This is a genomic window from Cupriavidus sp. SK-4 (genome assembly GCF_000611125.1).
Taxonomy (GTDB): Bacteria; Pseudomonadota; Gammaproteobacteria; order Burkholderiales; family Burkholderiaceae; genus Cupriavidus; species Cupriavidus necator.
Map to the genome: position 1 here is coordinate 1 of NZ_JFJW01000165.1, position 15,536 is coordinate 15,536.

General features: G+C 67.1%; 12 protein-coding genes. 1 reads left to right on the top strand and 11 read right to left on the bottom strand.

The genetic code is table 11. From position 1 onward, the window contains the following. Positions 1–137: 137 nt before the first annotated feature. From CF68_RS31780 to CF68_RS31795, 4 genes are all read right to left on the bottom strand, one after another. Complete coding sequence (locus CF68_RS31780) at positions 138–1,310, bottom strand: thiolase (protein ID WP_035826884.1); 1,173 nt, start codon at positions 1,308–1,310, stop codon at positions 138–140. Positions 1,311–1,314: 4 nt separating this feature from the next. Next, a complete protein-coding gene (locus CF68_RS31785) occupies positions 1,315–1,707 on the bottom strand; it encodes a Zn-ribbon domain-containing OB-fold protein (protein ID WP_051591783.1) in 393 nt (130 codons plus the stop codon). 131 nt (positions 1,708–1,838) lie between these two features. Next, positions 1,839–3,395: an acetolactate synthase large subunit gene (locus CF68_RS31790; RefSeq protein ID WP_035826886.1), complete on the bottom strand. Its 1,557-nt coding sequence runs from the start codon at positions 3,393–3,395 to the stop codon at positions 1,839–1,841. Positions 3,396–3,470: 75 nt separating this feature from the next. Further along, positions 3,471–4,247, bottom strand: a complete 777-nt coding sequence (locus CF68_RS31795; protein ID WP_035826887.1) for a GntR family transcriptional regulator — start codon at positions 4,245–4,247, stop codon at positions 3,471–3,473. Positions 4,248–4,574: 327 nt separating this feature from the next. Here CF68_RS31795 and CF68_RS31800 point away from each other — a divergent pair, with 327 nt between their 5' ends. Beyond that, positions 4,575–5,072, top strand: a complete 498-nt coding sequence (locus tag CF68_RS31800) for a thioesterase family protein (RefSeq protein ID WP_035826889.1) — start codon at positions 4,575–4,577, stop codon at positions 5,070–5,072. 53 nt (positions 5,073–5,125) lie between these two features. Here the strand turns inward: CF68_RS31800 and CF68_RS31805 are convergent, their stop codons facing one another. The 7 genes from CF68_RS31805 to CF68_RS31835 form a co-directional block, all read right to left on the bottom strand. Continuing rightward, positions 5,126–6,544: a sensor histidine kinase gene (locus tag CF68_RS31805; protein ID WP_035826891.1), complete on the bottom strand. Its 1,419-nt coding sequence runs from the start codon at positions 6,542–6,544 to the stop codon at positions 5,126–5,128. Between the two features lie 239 nt (positions 6,545–6,783). Further along, the gene (locus tag CF68_RS31810; RefSeq protein ID WP_035826893.1) at positions 6,784–6,987 is read right to left on the bottom strand and encodes a CsbD family protein; all 204 of its coding nucleotides are present in this window, start codon (positions 6,985–6,987) and stop codon (positions 6,784–6,786) included. A gap of 73 nt (positions 6,988–7,060) precedes the next feature. Continuing rightward, positions 7,061–7,642 carry a hypothetical protein gene (locus CF68_RS31815; protein WP_035826895.1) on the bottom strand — a complete coding sequence of 194 codons (582 nt, stop codon included), beginning with the start codon at positions 7,640–7,642 and terminating at the stop codon, positions 7,061–7,063. Positions 7,643–7,956: 314 nt separating this feature from the next. Next, positions 7,957–11,079, bottom strand: coding sequence for an efflux RND transporter permease subunit (locus CF68_RS31820; RefSeq protein ID WP_035826898.1), 3,123 nt, complete (start codon positions 11,077–11,079; stop codon positions 7,957–7,959). A 13-nt stretch (positions 11,080–11,092) separates the two neighbouring features. Next, positions 11,093–12,292 carry an efflux RND transporter periplasmic adaptor subunit gene (locus CF68_RS31825; RefSeq protein ID WP_035826900.1) on the bottom strand — a complete coding sequence of 400 codons (1,200 nt, stop codon included), beginning with the start codon at positions 12,290–12,292 and terminating at the stop codon, positions 11,093–11,095. Positions 12,293–12,346: 54 nt separating this feature from the next. Further along, the gene (locus tag CF68_RS31830; RefSeq protein WP_035826903.1) at positions 12,347–13,732 is read right to left on the bottom strand and encodes a TolC family protein; all 1,386 of its coding nucleotides are present in this window, start codon (positions 13,730–13,732) and stop codon (positions 12,347–12,349) included. A 327-nt stretch (positions 13,733–14,059) separates the two neighbouring features. Continuing rightward, positions 14,060–15,217, bottom strand: a complete 1,158-nt coding sequence (locus tag CF68_RS31835; RefSeq protein ID WP_035826905.1) for an acyl-CoA dehydrogenase family protein — start codon at positions 15,215–15,217, stop codon at positions 14,060–14,062. Positions 15,218–15,536: the final 319 nt, after the last annotated feature.

The window sequence follows — 15,536 nt, forward strand, 5'->3', positions numbered from 1 at the left end:
ACCTCAACACACAAGAAATCTGACAGGCTCAGTCACTTTTTGTCCGAGCGACAAAAAGTGACCGCCCAGGAGGGCGGAACCAGGCCGTCGACCTACGACAACATCGAACCAGCCCCCCAAGCCCCCAATGCCCCCCTTTAAACCGTCGCCGCAGTCCCCAAAATCGCCGTAGCCTGGCTAGACAACGTCCCACCATTGCCATGCACAACGGCAACCTCAGCATCCCTCACCTGCCGCTCCCCACATTCCCCACGCAACTGCCGCACCGCTTCAATGGTGATGAACATCCCATACATCCCAGGATGCACGCATGACAAGCCACCGCCATTGGTATTCACCGGCAGCCGCCCTCCTGGCGCAATGCCGCCACCGCTGACAAACTGACCGCCCTCACCCTTGGCGCAGAACCCCAGGTCCTCCAGGAACAGCAGCGTATTGATGGTGAAAGCATCGTAGAGCTCAGCCACGTCGACATCCGACGGCTTCAGCCCCGCCATGGCGAAGGCGCGCTCGCCGGACTCCTTGGCGGCCGTGACAGTCAGGTCCGGCATGCACGAGATCTGGCGATGCCACGTGGCCGTGGCATTGCCCAGCACATAGACCGGCGGCTTGGCCAGATCCCTGGCGCGATCCGCACGCACCATCACATAGGCCCCAGCGCCGTCGGTGACCAGGCAGCAGTCACGCACGGACAGCGGGTCCGACACCATGCGCGCATTGAGCACATCATCGATGCTGAGCGGGTCGCGCATCATCGCTTCCGGATTCAGCTGCGCCCACTTGCGCGCGGCCACGGCGACCTCGGCCAGGTGCTCGCGCGTGGTGCCGTACTGGTGCATATGGCGCGCCGCGGCGAGTGCATATGACGTGATCGGCTGCAGCGGGCTGTACGGGTGCTCATACGGCTGCGGGTCCAGCACCGCGCGCACCTTGGAGATGCCGGCGCGGCCAACCGTGGAGGTGCGCTGGTTGCTGCCGTAGCAGACCAGCACCGCATCGCACTGGCCCGATTCCAGCGCCATCATCGCCGGCAGCATGTGCGCGACAAAGCTGGAGCCGCCGATCATGGTGCTGTCGACAAACTTGGGCTTGATGCCGAGGTACTCCGCCACCGGCATCACCCACATGCTGGCGCCGACGCTGGCGGTGGCGATGCCGTCGATGTCGCGCATCGACAGCCCCGCATCCCTGACGGCGGCCTTGGCGGCCTCCACCAGGATTTCCATTTCAGTCTTGCCGTGGGCCTCGCCCAGGCCCGCCTGGCCGACCCCGACGATGGCGACGCTGCCACGCAAATTCGACAAACTCATGGCCTCAGCCCTCCACCGGATCGAACACGACGAGAGCGGCCTCGCCTTCCTTGCCCTGCGCCACGCGTGCCTGCACACGCATGCCGATGCGCACGCTGGCGGGCGCAATGCCTTCCACGCGGCTCATCATGCGCACGCCCTCGTCCAGGTCGACCAGCACCACGTTGTAGTCGCCGCCGGCATCCGGCTTGCGGCGGATCACGCTGGTGGAGTAGACCGTGCCGGTCCCCTTGGGCTCGACCCAGGCGAGCGTGTCGCCGCCGCAGTGCGGGCAGATATTGCGCGGGAAAAACACGTGGCGCTTGCAGTCCTGGCAATGCTGGATGCGGAACTGGCCAGCGGCGAGCTGGTCCGCATAAGCCTTGTCCGGACCCACCGCCGCTTCTTGTTGGGGCATGGAGTCTCCTTCACTTTTGATGGTGCCGCCATGGACCTGCCATGGCACGGCAATGAGCTTGCCGCAGTCTGTGCATTGCAACAATTCACATCTGCCGAAGGCTGGATTTTTGAATGCGGAAAGCGCCGCGCTCAGATCACCAGTTCGATCACAAATGGCCCCCTGCGCGCATTGGCCATGCGGAACAGGTCGGCAAAACTTTCCATGTCTTTGGCCTGCGCGCCCTCCACGCCCATGCCGTTGGCCAGCTTGACCCAGTCCAGGTCGGGATTGCCGATGTCCAGCATGTCCAGCGCGGTCTTGCCCGGGTTGGCGCCCACGCCCGCCAGCTCGCCCAACAGGATGGCGTACTTGCGGTTGGCCAGCAGCACCACGGTGACGTCGAGCTGCTCGCGCGCCATGGTCCACAGCGACTGCAGCGTGTACATGGCCGAGCCATCGGCCTGCAGTGCCACCACGCGCCGGTCCGGCGCCGCCACCGCCGCGCCCACGGCCAGCGGCAGGCCTTCGCCGATGGCGCCGCCGGGCAGCCGCAGCCNCAGCTGCAGCCAGTCGTGCGGGGCCGCATGGACCGTGCCCGGATAGAAGGCGCGGCCGAAGCTGATGCTCTCTTCAACCACGATCGCCTGTTCGGGCAGCAAGGCGGTCAGCGTACGTGCCACCGCCTCGGACGTGACCGCGCCGCGGGCGGGCTCAACGGATGCGGGCGCTGCGGCAGCCGGCAGTGGCGCGTTGCGTGCGCCCACCTCGTCGGCCAGCCGGGCCAGCGCTTCGGCCAGGTCTTCCTCCGGACGTGCCAGCACATGGATCACGGCATCTTCCGGATACGGGCGCGGCGACTTGCCCGGGTAGGCAAAGAACGTCACCGGCGCCGGTGCGCCGACCAGGATCACGTTGCGGATGCCGGCCAGCTTGTCGCGCGCGACGTCGCCCGAATATGGCACGCGGTCCACCGCCAGGCGGCCGCTGCCGCGCGACACGCGCGCATTGGACATGGGCGAGATCAGGCGGGCGCCGGTCGCCGCGGCAATGCGGTGCGCATCGGCCAGCGGCGCCTCGCGCAGCGCGCTGCCCCCCAGCACCACCAGCGTGGGCTGGCCCGAGCGCAGCACGCGCGCGGCCTGCTGCACGGCATCGGGCGAGACCCTGGGCACCGCCAGCGGCGGCAGCGGCGCGGCCACCACGCCGCCCGCATCCCAGCACACATCGGACGGCAGGATCAGGCTGGCGACCCCGCCCGGCGCGGCGCATGCTGCCTGCACCGCGGACGAGGCATCGGCGCCGACGGACGCAGCCTGCGTGGCCGTGCGCGTCCACACCGAGACCGGACGGGCCCAGCCTTCGGTATCCGCGGTCAGCGGTGCGTCCAGCGGCCGGTGGTAGGTGGCCTGGTCGCCGATGATGTTGACCACCGGCGTCTGCGCGCGGCGCGCGTTGTGCAGGTTGGCCAGGCCGTTGGCCAGCCCCGGGCCGCAATGCAGCAGCGTGGCGGCGGGCTTGCCGGCCATGCGCGCATAGCCATCGGCCGCGCCGGTGACCACGCCTTCGAACAGGCCCAGCACGCAGCGCATGCCCGGGATGCGGTCCAGCGCCGCGACGAAGTGCATCTCGCTGGTCCCCGGGTTGGCAAAGCAGGTGTCCACGCCGTTGGCGAGCAGGGTCTTGACCAGGCTCTCGGCGCCGTTCATCGGTTGGGTAGTTTCCATGTCTCGGGTTCCGCTCAGGTTCTGGGTCAGCAGGTTGGCATTGGTTGCACGGGGGCGTCAGGCCGGGCGCGGCCGCGCCGCCAGCAGGTCGAAATCCAGGCAGACAAACTCGGTCGGGAATTCGATGCGTGCGTAGTAGACGATCAGCTCGCCGCGCTCGCCCGGGACACAGGCAAAGCGGCGCAGCTCAGCCACCGGCGCGCCCACGGCAAGCGCCAGCGCGGCGGCGGATTCGGCCCCGGCCGCGACGATCGACAGGCGCTGGCGCGCGGTGCTGACGGACAGGCCGGGGAAGCGGTCCAGCACCGGCACCGAGGCGCCCTGGCGGAAGGCCTCGGGCTCGCGCGCAAAGACGCCGGCCTCGATGTAGACCTCGCCCACCGCGAACGGCCGTCCTTCCAGCCGGTGCAGCCGGCGCAGGAAGTGGTATTCGGCGGCGCGCTCACCGGGGCACGGCATGCCGAGATCGGCGGGCAGCGGCACGTTGCCGGCCGACTCGACCATCGCTTCGGTGTCCAGTTGCGCGCCCACCGCCACCGCCTCGTCCCAGCTGGTCGACAGCGACACCTGCCGCCGCGCCCGGCACGGCGCCTTGACGAAGGTGCCGCGCCCGCGCGAACGCTCGACCAGCCCTTCTTCGTCGAGCATCGACAAGGCATGGTGCATGGTCATGCGCGCCACGCCGTACTGGCGGCACAGTTCTTCCAGCGACGGGATGCGCTCGCCCTGGCGCCAGGCGCCGCTTTCGATCTGGCGGCGGAAGATGGTGGCCAGCTGCAGGTAGACCGGCTGGCGGCTGCGCGCGAGAAGTTCGCTGGACGTGGTGTCTGCCATGCGGCAAGGGAGGTCGGGAAGCGCCGGTGAATGTCGGGAAAAAGGGCGATGCGGAGACCGCCCGGAGGCAGCCTGGCCGGACGACTATATAAAAGTCTATAAACCTAGACTACTAGGGTTAACGCCGATCCAGGCCTCTTCGGCTGCACCAGGCCCGGGCGTGCATTCCGGGGCTTTTGTCGCCCGGGCGTCACGCGCCGGAACGTGCCGCAACCCCCACTTCAGCGCCCACCTTGCCACTGCCCAAGCGGACAGAATGCCACCATGCCCCAACCTTCCCGGGGGCAGGCGTGGCTGCCGCTTGCAGCCATCTCAAGGAGTCACCTTATGTTGATGCGAGACGTGATCCCCCAAATCCTGAACCGCGGCACCGCCCAACTGGCACCCGACGCGTTCGAGACGGCTTCGCACAAGACCTTCCACCATGCGATCGACATTTACCTCAAGGATTCCAATGCCTTTATGAACACCTACTTCGCCCGCTACTTCGAGTGGCAGGGCATTTGCCGGGAGCGCTGGTTCCATGAATGCATCCACGACAACCTGATGGCCGCGGGCGGCGTCTTCGTGACCAAGCGCGCGCACCAGGAGTACGTCGAGGAGACCTTCCCGTTCCAGCGCGTGGATTGCTACCTGAACACCTTCCAGGTCCGGCAGTGCTCGGCCTACCTGCTGTTCCGCTTCTGCGTGGGGGGCAAGCCGGTGTCGCTGGGCTACCAGCAGATCGTCTTCGCCGACCGGCAAAAACGCATCACGCGCTTTCCGGCAGGCATCATCGAACGGGTCAGGGAATATGAGCTGGCGCTGCCGGCACTGGCCAGCTGAGCCAGGCGCGGCTGACCCCGCGCGGGTCTGAATCCGGCACCGCCGGCCGTGGGTCAGCCGGCGGTGCTCGTGCGCAGCCGGCTGTCGGCCATGGCGGTGAAGCGCGGCAGCCTGAGGGTAAAGGTGGTATGCACGGCCGGCACCGACTCGCACTCAATGCGCCCGCCGAAGGTCTCGATCACGCGCCGGCAGAAGGCCAGCCCGAGGCCGGCACCGGTGCCATGCGCCTTGGTGGAGAAGAACGGATCGAAGATGCGCGGCATGACGTCGGCCGCAATGCCCGGGCCGGTGTCGCGAAAGCGGATCACGTGGTACTGGCCCTCGGTCGCGCCGGTGATGTCGATGTGGCCGCCGCCGGCCGCGCGGATCGCATGCAGCGCGTTCTTCAGCAGGTTGAACAGCACGTAGACCAGCAGCGTGTCGGAGCCGACAAAGCGCCAGCCCTGGTCGATGCCGCGCACCTGCACGCAGCCGCGCTCCTCGCCCTGGAACGGGTAGCGCTCCAGCGCCGCATGCACGCAGTCGGCAATGCCGTGTGGGGCAAAGCTGCTGCGGTCCAGCCGCTCCAACGTGACCGAGGCCAGCGCCATGTCGATCACGGTGCTGGTGCCATCGACTTCCCGCGTGATGGCGCCGACCAGGCTCGACACGCGCTCAAGCTGGCCGGGCCGCATGCGATCCTCGCACAGCCCCTGCTGGACCGCCAGCCGGTAGCCGTGCAGCACCTGCGGCCAGGTGCGCGCCAGCTCCTGCGCCTGCATGCGGATGGTCGCCAGCGGCGTGCGCACCTCGTGCGCCACGGTGGCGGCCAGCGAATACGGATGCATCAGGTCGTAGCGCACCACGCTGACTGCCAGAATGCCCAGGCTTGCCGCCACGAACACCACGCCCGGCGGATAGAAGGCCGCGCCGTAGTTGACGGCGTAGTCCACCGCCGCCAGCGAATAGAGCGCCACCGCCACCAGGCACAGCTTGTAGCGCTTGCGGCGTTCGGCCGTTGCATTGTGCCGCGCCTCCACCAGCAGCCAGGCGCTGCGCAGGGCCACCAGCACCGTCTGCACCAGGTGCAGCGGATGCAGCGGTCCGGCCCTGGGATAGTCGCCGAAGAAATAGCTGTAGTAGCCGGAGACCACCTGGTCGGTGGTCAGCAGCAGCACCGCCAGAACCAGGCTCAGTCCGTACGAGGCCAGCAGCAACGGCCGCTCGTGGCGGCACTCGGTGACTTCGGCGATGAAGTGGTAGAACGTGGTCGGCAGGAACAGGATGAAGAGGTAGCCGAGCCGGGCCAGCACCAGCGACACATCGGGATGCGAGGCCTGGAACAGGAACACCCACGTGCCCTGCCAGGCGAAGGTGGTCACGCACAGCAGAAAGAACGAAGTGGAGACGCGCGTCACGCCCTTGGTCACCAGCACATAGAGGCCGTAACCGAGGAAGATCGACGAGACGAAGGCGGGCAAGGCTGCGTACATGCGGAGCGCGAAGGCAAGCCGGGCGGATGGCAGGGTCGGCGACGCGACATGTTATGCCCTGCGCGGGTGGCGCGTGCATCATTCGGTTGCATTCAGAGCTAATCCGCGCTTAATGCTGTGCGATACGCGCCGGCGCCCCCCTCGTTCCGGGGGTGCCGGGGTATCGAGCACGCGCCGCACGCAAAAAGCAAGGCGGGACGCCCGCTGGCGTCCCGCCTTGCCTTGCTGCCACGCACTGCTTACCAGCGCGTGTCCCGTTCCCACTCCTTCATTTCTTCTTCGGCGCGCTCCTTGGTGTAGCCATAGCGCTCCTGGATGCGGCCGGCAAGCTGGTCACGCTTGCCGTTGATCTGCGTGATGTCGTCGTCGGTCAGCTTGCCCCACTTCTCCTTGATCTTGCCCTTCGCTTGTTCCCACTTGCCTTCGATCTGGTCCCAGTTCATGTCGTGCTCCTTCATCCGGTGGCAAGGGGGCGCCGTCAGAGGCGTCCCCTTGCGCGTGGTGCGGTGCGGCGGCTTACTTGCTGTACTTGGCCTTCACATCGGCCTGGCACTTGTCCTTGGCCTCGCCCGACATTGCGTCGCAGCGTTCCTTGTCGGCCTTGTAGGCGGCGTCGGTGGCGTCCTTCTTCGCGTCGGCGCGGGCTTCCGCTACGTCGGCACGCGAACCGGTGGCCGCGGCCTTGTCGACCTTGGCAGCCATCAGTGCCTTTTCATGGGCGGCCTTGGCGTCCTTCTTGCAAACGTCCTTGTCGTTGCCCTTCTTGTCGTCGCACATTTCCTTGGCGACGTCATAGTCGCGGTCGGCCTTGACCTTCTCGGCCTTGGCCATCGACTTCTGCGTGCCGTCGCGGCGGGCTTCGGCCTGGGCCTTGGCCACATCGCGGTCGCGCTTGGCCTCGGCCTTGCAAACGTCCTTGGCGTTGGCCTTCATGCCATCGCACTTGGCGGAGGCAGCCTTGTAGTCCGCATCAGCCTGCTTCACCGCGGCGTCATAGTCTGCTTTGGATCCAGCAGCCGTCGTCTGTGCCAGGGCAAAACCTGCCGGGGCTGCAATCATCATCGAACACACTGCTGCGGTCAGCCATTTCTTCAACATGTCGATCTCCTTTCCGGGTGGATGCGTCAGGGTACGCATGAGAGGCCGGCGGCTATGCTGCTGGCCATACCGTAAGTACAGAGTAGGCTCGGAGGATTATGGGAAGCAGGCGTCCGGCTCCGAAAGGCGCGTCAGACTATTCCGACATTGCGATTCGGGCGAAGCACGCGGCGGGGCATGCACCGGGTTGCGGAGGGACTTGTGGAATGCGCCTCAAGAGGAAAAACGCCGCCCGGTGTGGGGGCGGCGTCATGCCTGGGGCCAGTCTGCAATGCCACACAGGCCGCGCGGGACATGCCCCCGCGGCCCTGTCATCACCCCGCAATCGACGGCGTCAACCGGCTCTCGTCGGGCTTGTCGCCCTCTTCATCCGGCCAGTTGCGCCCCACCATCCATTCATACAAGGTGGGCAGCACGATCAGCGTCAGCATGGTGGCGGTGATCAGCCCGCCAATGATGACGATGGCCAACGGGCGCTGCGTCTCCGAGCCGATGGCGCGCGAGATCGCCATCGGGAACAAACCCAGCATGGCCAGCAGCGCGGTCATCAGCACCGTGCGCAGCCGGTCCATCGAGCCGGTCAGCACCGCCTGGCGCACCGGCATGCCTTCATCGCGCAACTGGCTGAAGTAGGTCACCATCACCACGCCATTGAGCACCGCCTGGCCGAACAGCGCGATAAAGCCGATCGCCGCCGACACCGACAGCGGGATGCCGGTCAGGAACAGCGCGAACACGCCGCCGATCAGCGCGAACGGAATGTTCGAGATGATCAGCGTGGCGCTCTTGAACGACTTGAACGCATTGAACAGCAGCAGGAAGATCACCAGCACCGACAGCGGCACCACGATCGAGAGCCGCGCCATGGCGCGCTCCTGGTTCTCGAACTCGCCCGACCAGCTGATCTTGACGTCGTCGGCCTTGACGTTCCTGGCCACCAGCTTTTGCATGTCCTTGACCACGCTGCCCATGTCGCGGTCGCGGATAAAGATGCCGATCGAGGTGGTGCGCTGGCCGTTCTCGCGGCTGATGTTCATCGCGCCGGATGCCGCGCGGAAGGTCACCAGTTGCGACAGCGGCACCTGCGCGCCATCGGCGGTCTGCATGAAGATATTGGGCAGGTTCGGCAGCGCGCGCTCCGACGGCTTCAGGCGCACGGCCACGCTGAAGTGCTTCTCGCCCTCCCACAGCTCGGTCGCGGCCTTGCCGGCCAGCGCGGTTTCCATCAGGTCCTGCACGTCGGCGACGTTGATGCCGTAGCGCGCGGCCTGGGCCCGGTCGAACTCCAGCACATACTGCGGCAGCTCGCCGTCGCGGTCGATAAAGGCGCGCATCACGCCCTTGACCGTCTGCACGTTGGCCAGGATCTGGTCGGCCACCTTCTTGTTCTGCTCCAGGCTGTCGCTTTGCACCTTGATCACGATCTGGCCCTTGATCTGCGAGATGCTCTCCAGGATGTTGTCGCGCACCGGCTGCGAGAAATTGGGCTCGATGCCGGGAAGCTGGCGCAGGTTCTTGTCGATCTCGCCGATGATGCCGCGCTTGTTGAAGCCGTCGCGCCACTGCTTCTCGGGCTTCAGGTCGACCAGGATCTCGACGGTGTTGATCAGCTTGGGATCGGTGCCGTCGTCGGGGCGCCCCACCTTGGAGATGGTGGTGTTGACCTCCGGGGTCTTGCGGATCACGCTGCGCAGCAGCCGCGCCTGGTCGCGCGCTTCATCGATCGAGACCGACGCCGGCAGGTCGAAACTGACCCACATCGAGCCTTCGTCCAGTTCGGGCAGGAACTCGCTGCCGAGGAACTTGCCCACGCCCACGGTCACCACCAGCAGGCCCAGGGCCGAGCCCACCACCAGCTTCTTGTGGTCCAGCGCCCAGGCCAGCATCGGCTCATAGAGCCGCTTGCAGTGGCGCACGATGAAGTTGTCGTCGTGCGCGATGTTCTTGGTGAGCAGCAGGTGGCACAGCAGCGGCACCAGCGTCAGCGAGAGGATCAGGGAGCCGATCAGCGCGCCCGTCACCGTATAGGCCATCGGCGCGAAGATCTTGCCCTCGTGCCGCTGCAGCGTGAAGATCGGGATGTGCGCCGCAATGATGATGACCATCGAGAACACGGTCGGACGGCCCACTTCCGTGGTGGCCTGCAGGATCGCGTGCAGGCGCGCCTTGCTGTCCTTGATCTGCTGCGCCTTGAGCTCACCCAACCGCTTGAAGATATTCTCGACCACGATCACCGCGCCGTCGACGATGATACCGAAGTCCATCGCGCCAAGAGACAGCAGGTTGGCCGGAATGCCCACCCAGGTCAGCCCGATGAAGGTCGACAGCAACGCCAGCGGGATGATCAGCGCCACGATTGCCGCGGCGCGCACGTTGGCCAGGAACAGGTAAAGCACCGCCATCACCAGCAGCGCGCCTTCCACCAGGTTGCCGAACACCGTGTGCAGGGTCTTGTCGATCAGCGTGGAGCGGTCGTAGTACGGCACGATCTTCACGCCCTTGGGCAGGATCTGGTCGTCCAGCAGGTCGATCCTCTTCTTCAGCGCCTCCAGCACCAGCGACGGGTTCTCGCCCTTGCGCATCACCACGATGCCCGAGACGATGTCGTCCTCTTCGTCCTGGCCCATCAGGCCTTGCGGCGGCGCGCTGCCGACCCTCACGTCGGCGATGTCCTTGACCAGGATGGGGGTGCCCTGGTTCTCGGCCACCACCACGTTGGCGATATCGGCCGAGGTGCGGAAACTGCCCAGCGAGCGCAGCAGGAACTGCTGCCGTCCGTGCGCCACCGCACCACCGCCGGCGTTGGCGTTGGCGCGCTGCAGCGCGGTGAACAGCTGCGACAGCGAGATCCTGGCATCGCGCATGCGCGCCAGGTTGGGATTGACCTCGTACTGCTTGATGGTGCCGCCGATGGTGACCAGGTCGGCCACGCCCGGCACCTGGCGCAGGTTTTTCTCCACCACCCAGTCCTGCAGCGTGCGCAGCTCTTGCGCGGTATAGCCCTTGCCGGTCAGGCGGAAGCGGTAGATCTCGCCGATCGCGGTGGACAACGGCGCCAGGTCCGGATGCACGCCGTCGGGCAGGTCCACGCTGCGCAGGCGCTCCAGGATCTGCTGGCGCGCGGTCACGTCGGTAGCCTTGTCGTTGAAGGTCACCATCATGAACGACAGGCCGAACTGGGTGTGCGAGAACACCCGCACCGCGTTGGGCGTTCCGGCCAGCGCGGTTTCGATCGGGATGGTGACCTGGCGCTCCACCTCTTCGGCGGCGCGGCCCGGGTACAGCGTGATGACGTTGACCTGGATGTCGGAGACATCCGGGAAGGCTTCGATCGGCAGGGTCTTGAATGCGGCCAGGCCGCCCCCGACGAAGATAAGCAGGCCCAGCCAGACAAAGAGCTTCTGGTGCAGGGCAAAGCTGACGATGCGCGAAATCATGTGGCGGCCGTCCTCACTTCTTCTCGGACGCACGCGCCGCGTTCACGGCCGTGGCATCGCGCAGGATGTCCTGCAAGTAGAGGTTGCCGTCGGTGATCACGGTCTCGCCGTCCTTCACGCCTTCAAGCAGCTCGGTGGTGCCGGGCAGCGTCACGCCCACGCGCACCAGGCGGCGCTCAAAGGTATTGGCGGCGGTGCGCACGAACACATAGTTGCGGTTGTCGGCCAGGAACACGGCCTTGGACGGCACGGCGATGCCCTTGAACGATGCCGCCGGCAGCTTCGCGGTGACGAACATCTCCGCCTTCAGGCGGCGCTCCGGGTTGGGCACGTTCAGCCGCACCTTGATGCTGCGCGCGGTGGGATCGACATAGTCGGCGATCTTGACCACGGTGCCGGAGAAGGTCTCGCCGGGCCAGGCAGCGGTGGTCAGCTGCACGTCCACGCCCGGCTTGAACAGGCTCAGGTCGGCCTCGCCCGCATCGACCTGTGCCCACAGCGTGGTCGGATCGGTCACCAGGAACAGCGGCGCGGCGGGCGGCTGGTCGGGGCGCAGCTCCATGCCGAGGTTGATGTTGCGCTCGACCACCAGGCCGTCGATCGGGCTGCGCAGCGCAAAGCGCTGGTTAACGATGCCTGAGGCGCCCGCGCCGCCTGCGGCCGCGCCGTACTGGCCCAGCGCCGCCTGGGTGCGCTGCAGGTCCGCCGCGGCGCGCGCGGCGTCGGCCTGCGCCTGTTCCAGCTCCTTTTGCGCGATGATGCCGGCGCCGTACAGCTCGCGCTGCCGTGCCAGCGCCTTGGCCGCGACCGCGCTGTCGGCGGCAGCCTTGCGCGCATCGGCCTGGGCCACGCCGAAATCGGGCGAGGTCAGGCTGGCCAGCGGCTGGCCCGCTTTCACGGTGGCGCCGGGCTGCACCAGGATCTCGGTAACGCGGCCGGCAAACGGCGTCGACACGCGCACGGTCTTGTCCTCGTTCCACACCAGCCGGCCGGGCAGGCTCAGAATGCGCTCGCCGCCGGTCTTGGCGGCTTCGCCGGCGATGCCCGGCAGCGTCTTCACGCTGGCCGGGAACTGGATGGTATTGCCGCTGACCTTGGGCTCGTCATCGGCCTTGGGCGCTTCAGACTTGCCGCAGGCGGCCAGCGCCAGCGCGCACAGGGACAGGGCAGCAAGCCGCGCGGGCAGGCCGGCGGGGAAATGGACGGAAGACATGCGGCGGGACATGCGTGACAGGAGAGAGTGCATTGGATTCGCTGGAACTGCGGTTCAGGGACGCGAGGTGGTCGTCGCAGTGCCGGTCGTGGAGGTCTGCAGCGCGGCGCGGTAGGCCGACAGGGCCTTGGCGTAATCGCCCTGGGCGCTGACGGCGTCGAGCCGGGTCTGGCGCAGCGCGCGGCGGGCATCGAGCAGGTCGAGCACGCCGGTGGCGCCCTTGCCGTAGGCAAACTCGGCGCTGCCGGCCACGCTTTCGGCGGCGGGCAGCACGTCGTCGCGCATCTGCTGTAGTGACTGGCGCGAGGCTTCGAGCTGGCTGCGCAGCCGTTCCATCTCATTGCCGGCTTCAAGCAGCACGCGGTTGCGGTCGTCCAGCGCGGCGTAGTAGTCCACCTCTGCGCGGCGGGCCTCGCCGCCGTTGCGGTGGCGCACGTACAGCGGGATCGTCAGGAACACGCCGTAGCTGTTGCCGCTGCCATTGGTATTGGTGGCGGAGACCGGATAGTGCTCAGCCTGCGCGCCGACGGTCACGTCGGGCACGCGGCCGGCGCGCGCCAGGTCGCGCGCGGCGGCGGCCGCGGCCAGGCGTGCCTCGGCAGCGGTCACGTCGGGGCGGCGCTGCAGCGTGTCGGGGTCGACCTGCGGCACGGGGGTATCCAGCGGCGGCCAGTCCGGCACCAGCCGGTTGCCGGCAAGCGTGCCGGGCACGCCCATGGCCTGTGCCAGCTGGGCCTTGTCGCGGGCATGGTCGGTCATGGCCTGGCGCATGTCGCTCTGCGCGCGCAGAGCGTCGAGCTGCAGCTTGGTCACGTCGGCGCGCGAGACGTCGCCGGCCTTCAGGCGGGTCTCGCTGGCCTGGCGCGTGCGGTCGTACAGGCCCAGCATCTCCCTGAGCACGCCCACGCGCTCCTGGCTGATCACCGCCTCATAGAAGGCCTGCTCCGCCCCGGCGGTCTGCTGCACCGCCACCGCCTGCACCACTTCGCCGGCGGCCGCGCTGGCCTTGCGCGCGGCGTCCACGCGCAGGCCGCCCTTGTTGGCGGTCTCGATCAGCTGGTCCACGCGCAGGGTGGAGTCCACGGTCTTGCTGCGCAGGTTGCCCGAGCCGATGCCGGCATGCGGGTTGATGTTGGCCACGCCCAGGCTCAGCACCGGGTTGGGCCGCTGCGAAGCGATCTGTATGTCCGCCTGGCTGGCCTCGACGCCGCGGCGGGCGGCAATGATGTCGCGGTTGCAGCGCAGTGCGTCCAGGCGCACCTGCGCCAGGGTCAGCGTCGCGCCCGCCGGCGGCGGCACGCAAGGACCGGCATCATCTGCGGAATCAGCGGAAGGAAGCGGATCGGCGGGGCCTTCGGCGGCAAGGACTGCCGCGGGCCGGGCCAGAACCCCCAGTACCAGCAGGGCACCTACGGCAATACGGGAAAAGACAAAAGGCACGGTCAGTCAGGCTCGGTTCGACAACGGTCTGCGGTAAACGACCGTGCTCGCCGAACGGTGCACCGGGGCGGCAAATATTCATCCGACCCCGATCCCGCCAGTGCAGCCGCGAAGCGTGGGGGTCTTGGTGCGCCCTCGCCCGCTGTCCTGATGCATCAGACGCCACCCGGACACGATCTCCCGCACGCATTCAAACCGAATCGCATTACAAACGGCTTTCATAAAGCTGACAAAAGCCTTTAACTGCGCGAAAACCCTAGTTAATCGGAAAACCACGAAAAAACGGCACGGCCGTTGCCAGCCGTGCCGCGGCCACTGCGAAGCGGCTTATCCCTTCATCCGGTCATCCAGCCCCAGGCTGCGGCCGATGATCTCCTTCATGATCTCGCTGCTGCCGGCGTAGATGCGCGAGATGCGCGCGTCGGTGTACATGCGGCAGATGCGGTACTCCTCCATATAGCCGGCGCCGCCGTGCAGCTGCACGCCCTCGTCGACCATGCGCCCCTGCAGTTCCGACGTGAGCAGCTTGGCCGACGCCGCCGTCTCCACGGTCAGCGTGCCGGCGTTGTGCTGCAGCACGCACTGGTCGACGAAGGTCTGCAGCGCATCCAGCTGCGCCCGCAGCTCGGCCAGCTTGAAGCGCGAGTTCTGGAACGTGCCGATGGCCCGGCCGAAGGCCTTGCGCTCCTTGACGTAGTCCAGCGTGAGGTCGAACGCCACCTGCGCCGACGCCATGTAGCCGCAGGCGCCAATCAGCCGCTCTTCGGCCAGGTGGCGCGTCAGGTAGCGGAAGCCCTGGCCGGGCTCGCCCAGCACGTTGGCCTTGGGCACCTTGACGTTGTCGAAGAACAGCTCCGAGGTGTCCTGCGAGTGCAGGCCCATCTTGCGCAGCTTACGCCCGCGCTCGAAGCCGGGCATGCCGCGCTCCACGATAAAAAGGCCAAGGCCGTGGCTGCGCTCCGGATCGGTGCGCGCGACCACCACCACGTAGTCGGCCAGCTGGCCGTTCGAGATATAGGTCTTGGCGCCGTTCAGCACCCAGTGGTCGCCGTGGTCCTCGGCACGCGTGCGCATGCCGGCCAGGTCGGAGCCCGCCTGCGGCTCGGTCATGGCAATGGCAAAGATCGACTCGCCGCGCACGGCCGCCGGCAGCAGGCGCTGGCGTTGTTCCTCATTGCCGATGCGCCCGATATACGGCGCCACCAGCCGCGAGTGCAGCGTGCCGAAAAAACCCGAGTCACCGTGGCGCGCGTTTTCCTCGATCAGGATCTGCTCATAGCGGAAGTCCTCCACGCCGGCGCCGCCGTATTTCTCATCGGCCCACATCAGCAGGTAGCCCTGCTCGCCGGCCTTGCGGAACACCTCGCGGTCCACGCAGCCCTGTTCGCGCCAGCGCTCGCCGTGCGGCCCCACCTCGCGCTGGTAGAAGCGGCTGGCGGATTCGCGGAAGGCGTCGTGTTCGGCATCGAAGATCAGGCGTTGCATGGCGGGGTCTCCTGGTGTTTTTGAGATAGAGGCTGAGTGTCTGCCGTGCAGCGTCTATGAGATTCGTCGGAAAGGATGATTTTTCCTACCCCAGCCGAACGGGCAGCTTTGAAAGAGAAGCCGGCTTGAATGCAAATTTATTGATATGAAGCGGAAATAACTTTCATTTACCTGCCGGAACGCTTTGCACAATACTGGAAGCACAGATACCTATTCGATGGAGCGGGAACATGGAAGCCGTCCTCTGGATTGCCCTGGCGCTGGCACTGGTGGCACTGGGAGGCACCGTCACCTGGCTGATCGGGACGCGGGTGCCCGA

Bases quoted from the DNA above. Each gene is read 5' to 3' on its own strand.
- CF68_RS31780 (WP_035826884.1), bottom strand. From the start codon at position 1,310: ATGAGTTTGTCGAATTTGCGTGGCAGCGTCGCCATCGTCGGGGTCGGC.
- CF68_RS31785 (WP_051591783.1), bottom strand. From the start codon at position 1,707: ATGCCCCAACAAGAAGCGGCGGTGGGTCCGGACAAGGCTTATGCGGAC.
- CF68_RS31795 (WP_035826887.1), bottom strand. From the start codon at position 4,247: ATGGCAGACACCACGTCCAGCGAACTTCTCGCGCGCAGCCGCCAGCCG.
- CF68_RS31800 (WP_035826889.1), top strand. From the start codon at position 4,575: ATGTTGATGCGAGACGTGATCCCCCAAATCCTGAACCGCGGCACCGCC.
- CF68_RS31805 (WP_035826891.1), bottom strand. From the start codon at position 6,544: ATGTACGCAGCCTTGCCCGCCTTCGTCTCGTCGATCTTCCTCGGTTAC.
- CF68_RS31810 (WP_035826893.1), bottom strand. From the start codon at position 6,987: ATGAACTGGGACCAGATCGAAGGCAAGTGGGAACAAGCGAAGGGCAAG.
- CF68_RS31815 (WP_035826895.1), bottom strand. From the start codon at position 7,642: ATGTTGAAGAAATGGCTGACCGCAGCAGTGTGTTCGATGATGATTGCA.
- CF68_RS31820 (WP_035826898.1), bottom strand. From the start codon at position 11,079: ATGATTTCGCGCATCGTCAGCTTTGCCCTGCACCAGAAGCTCTTTGTC.
- CF68_RS31825 (WP_035826900.1), bottom strand. From the start codon at position 12,292: ATGTCTTCCGTCCATTTCCCCGCCGGCCTGCCCGCGCGGCTTGCTGCC.
- CF68_RS31835 (WP_035826905.1), bottom strand. From the start codon at position 15,217: ATGCAACGCCTGATCTTCGATGCCGAACACGACGCCTTCCGCGAATCC.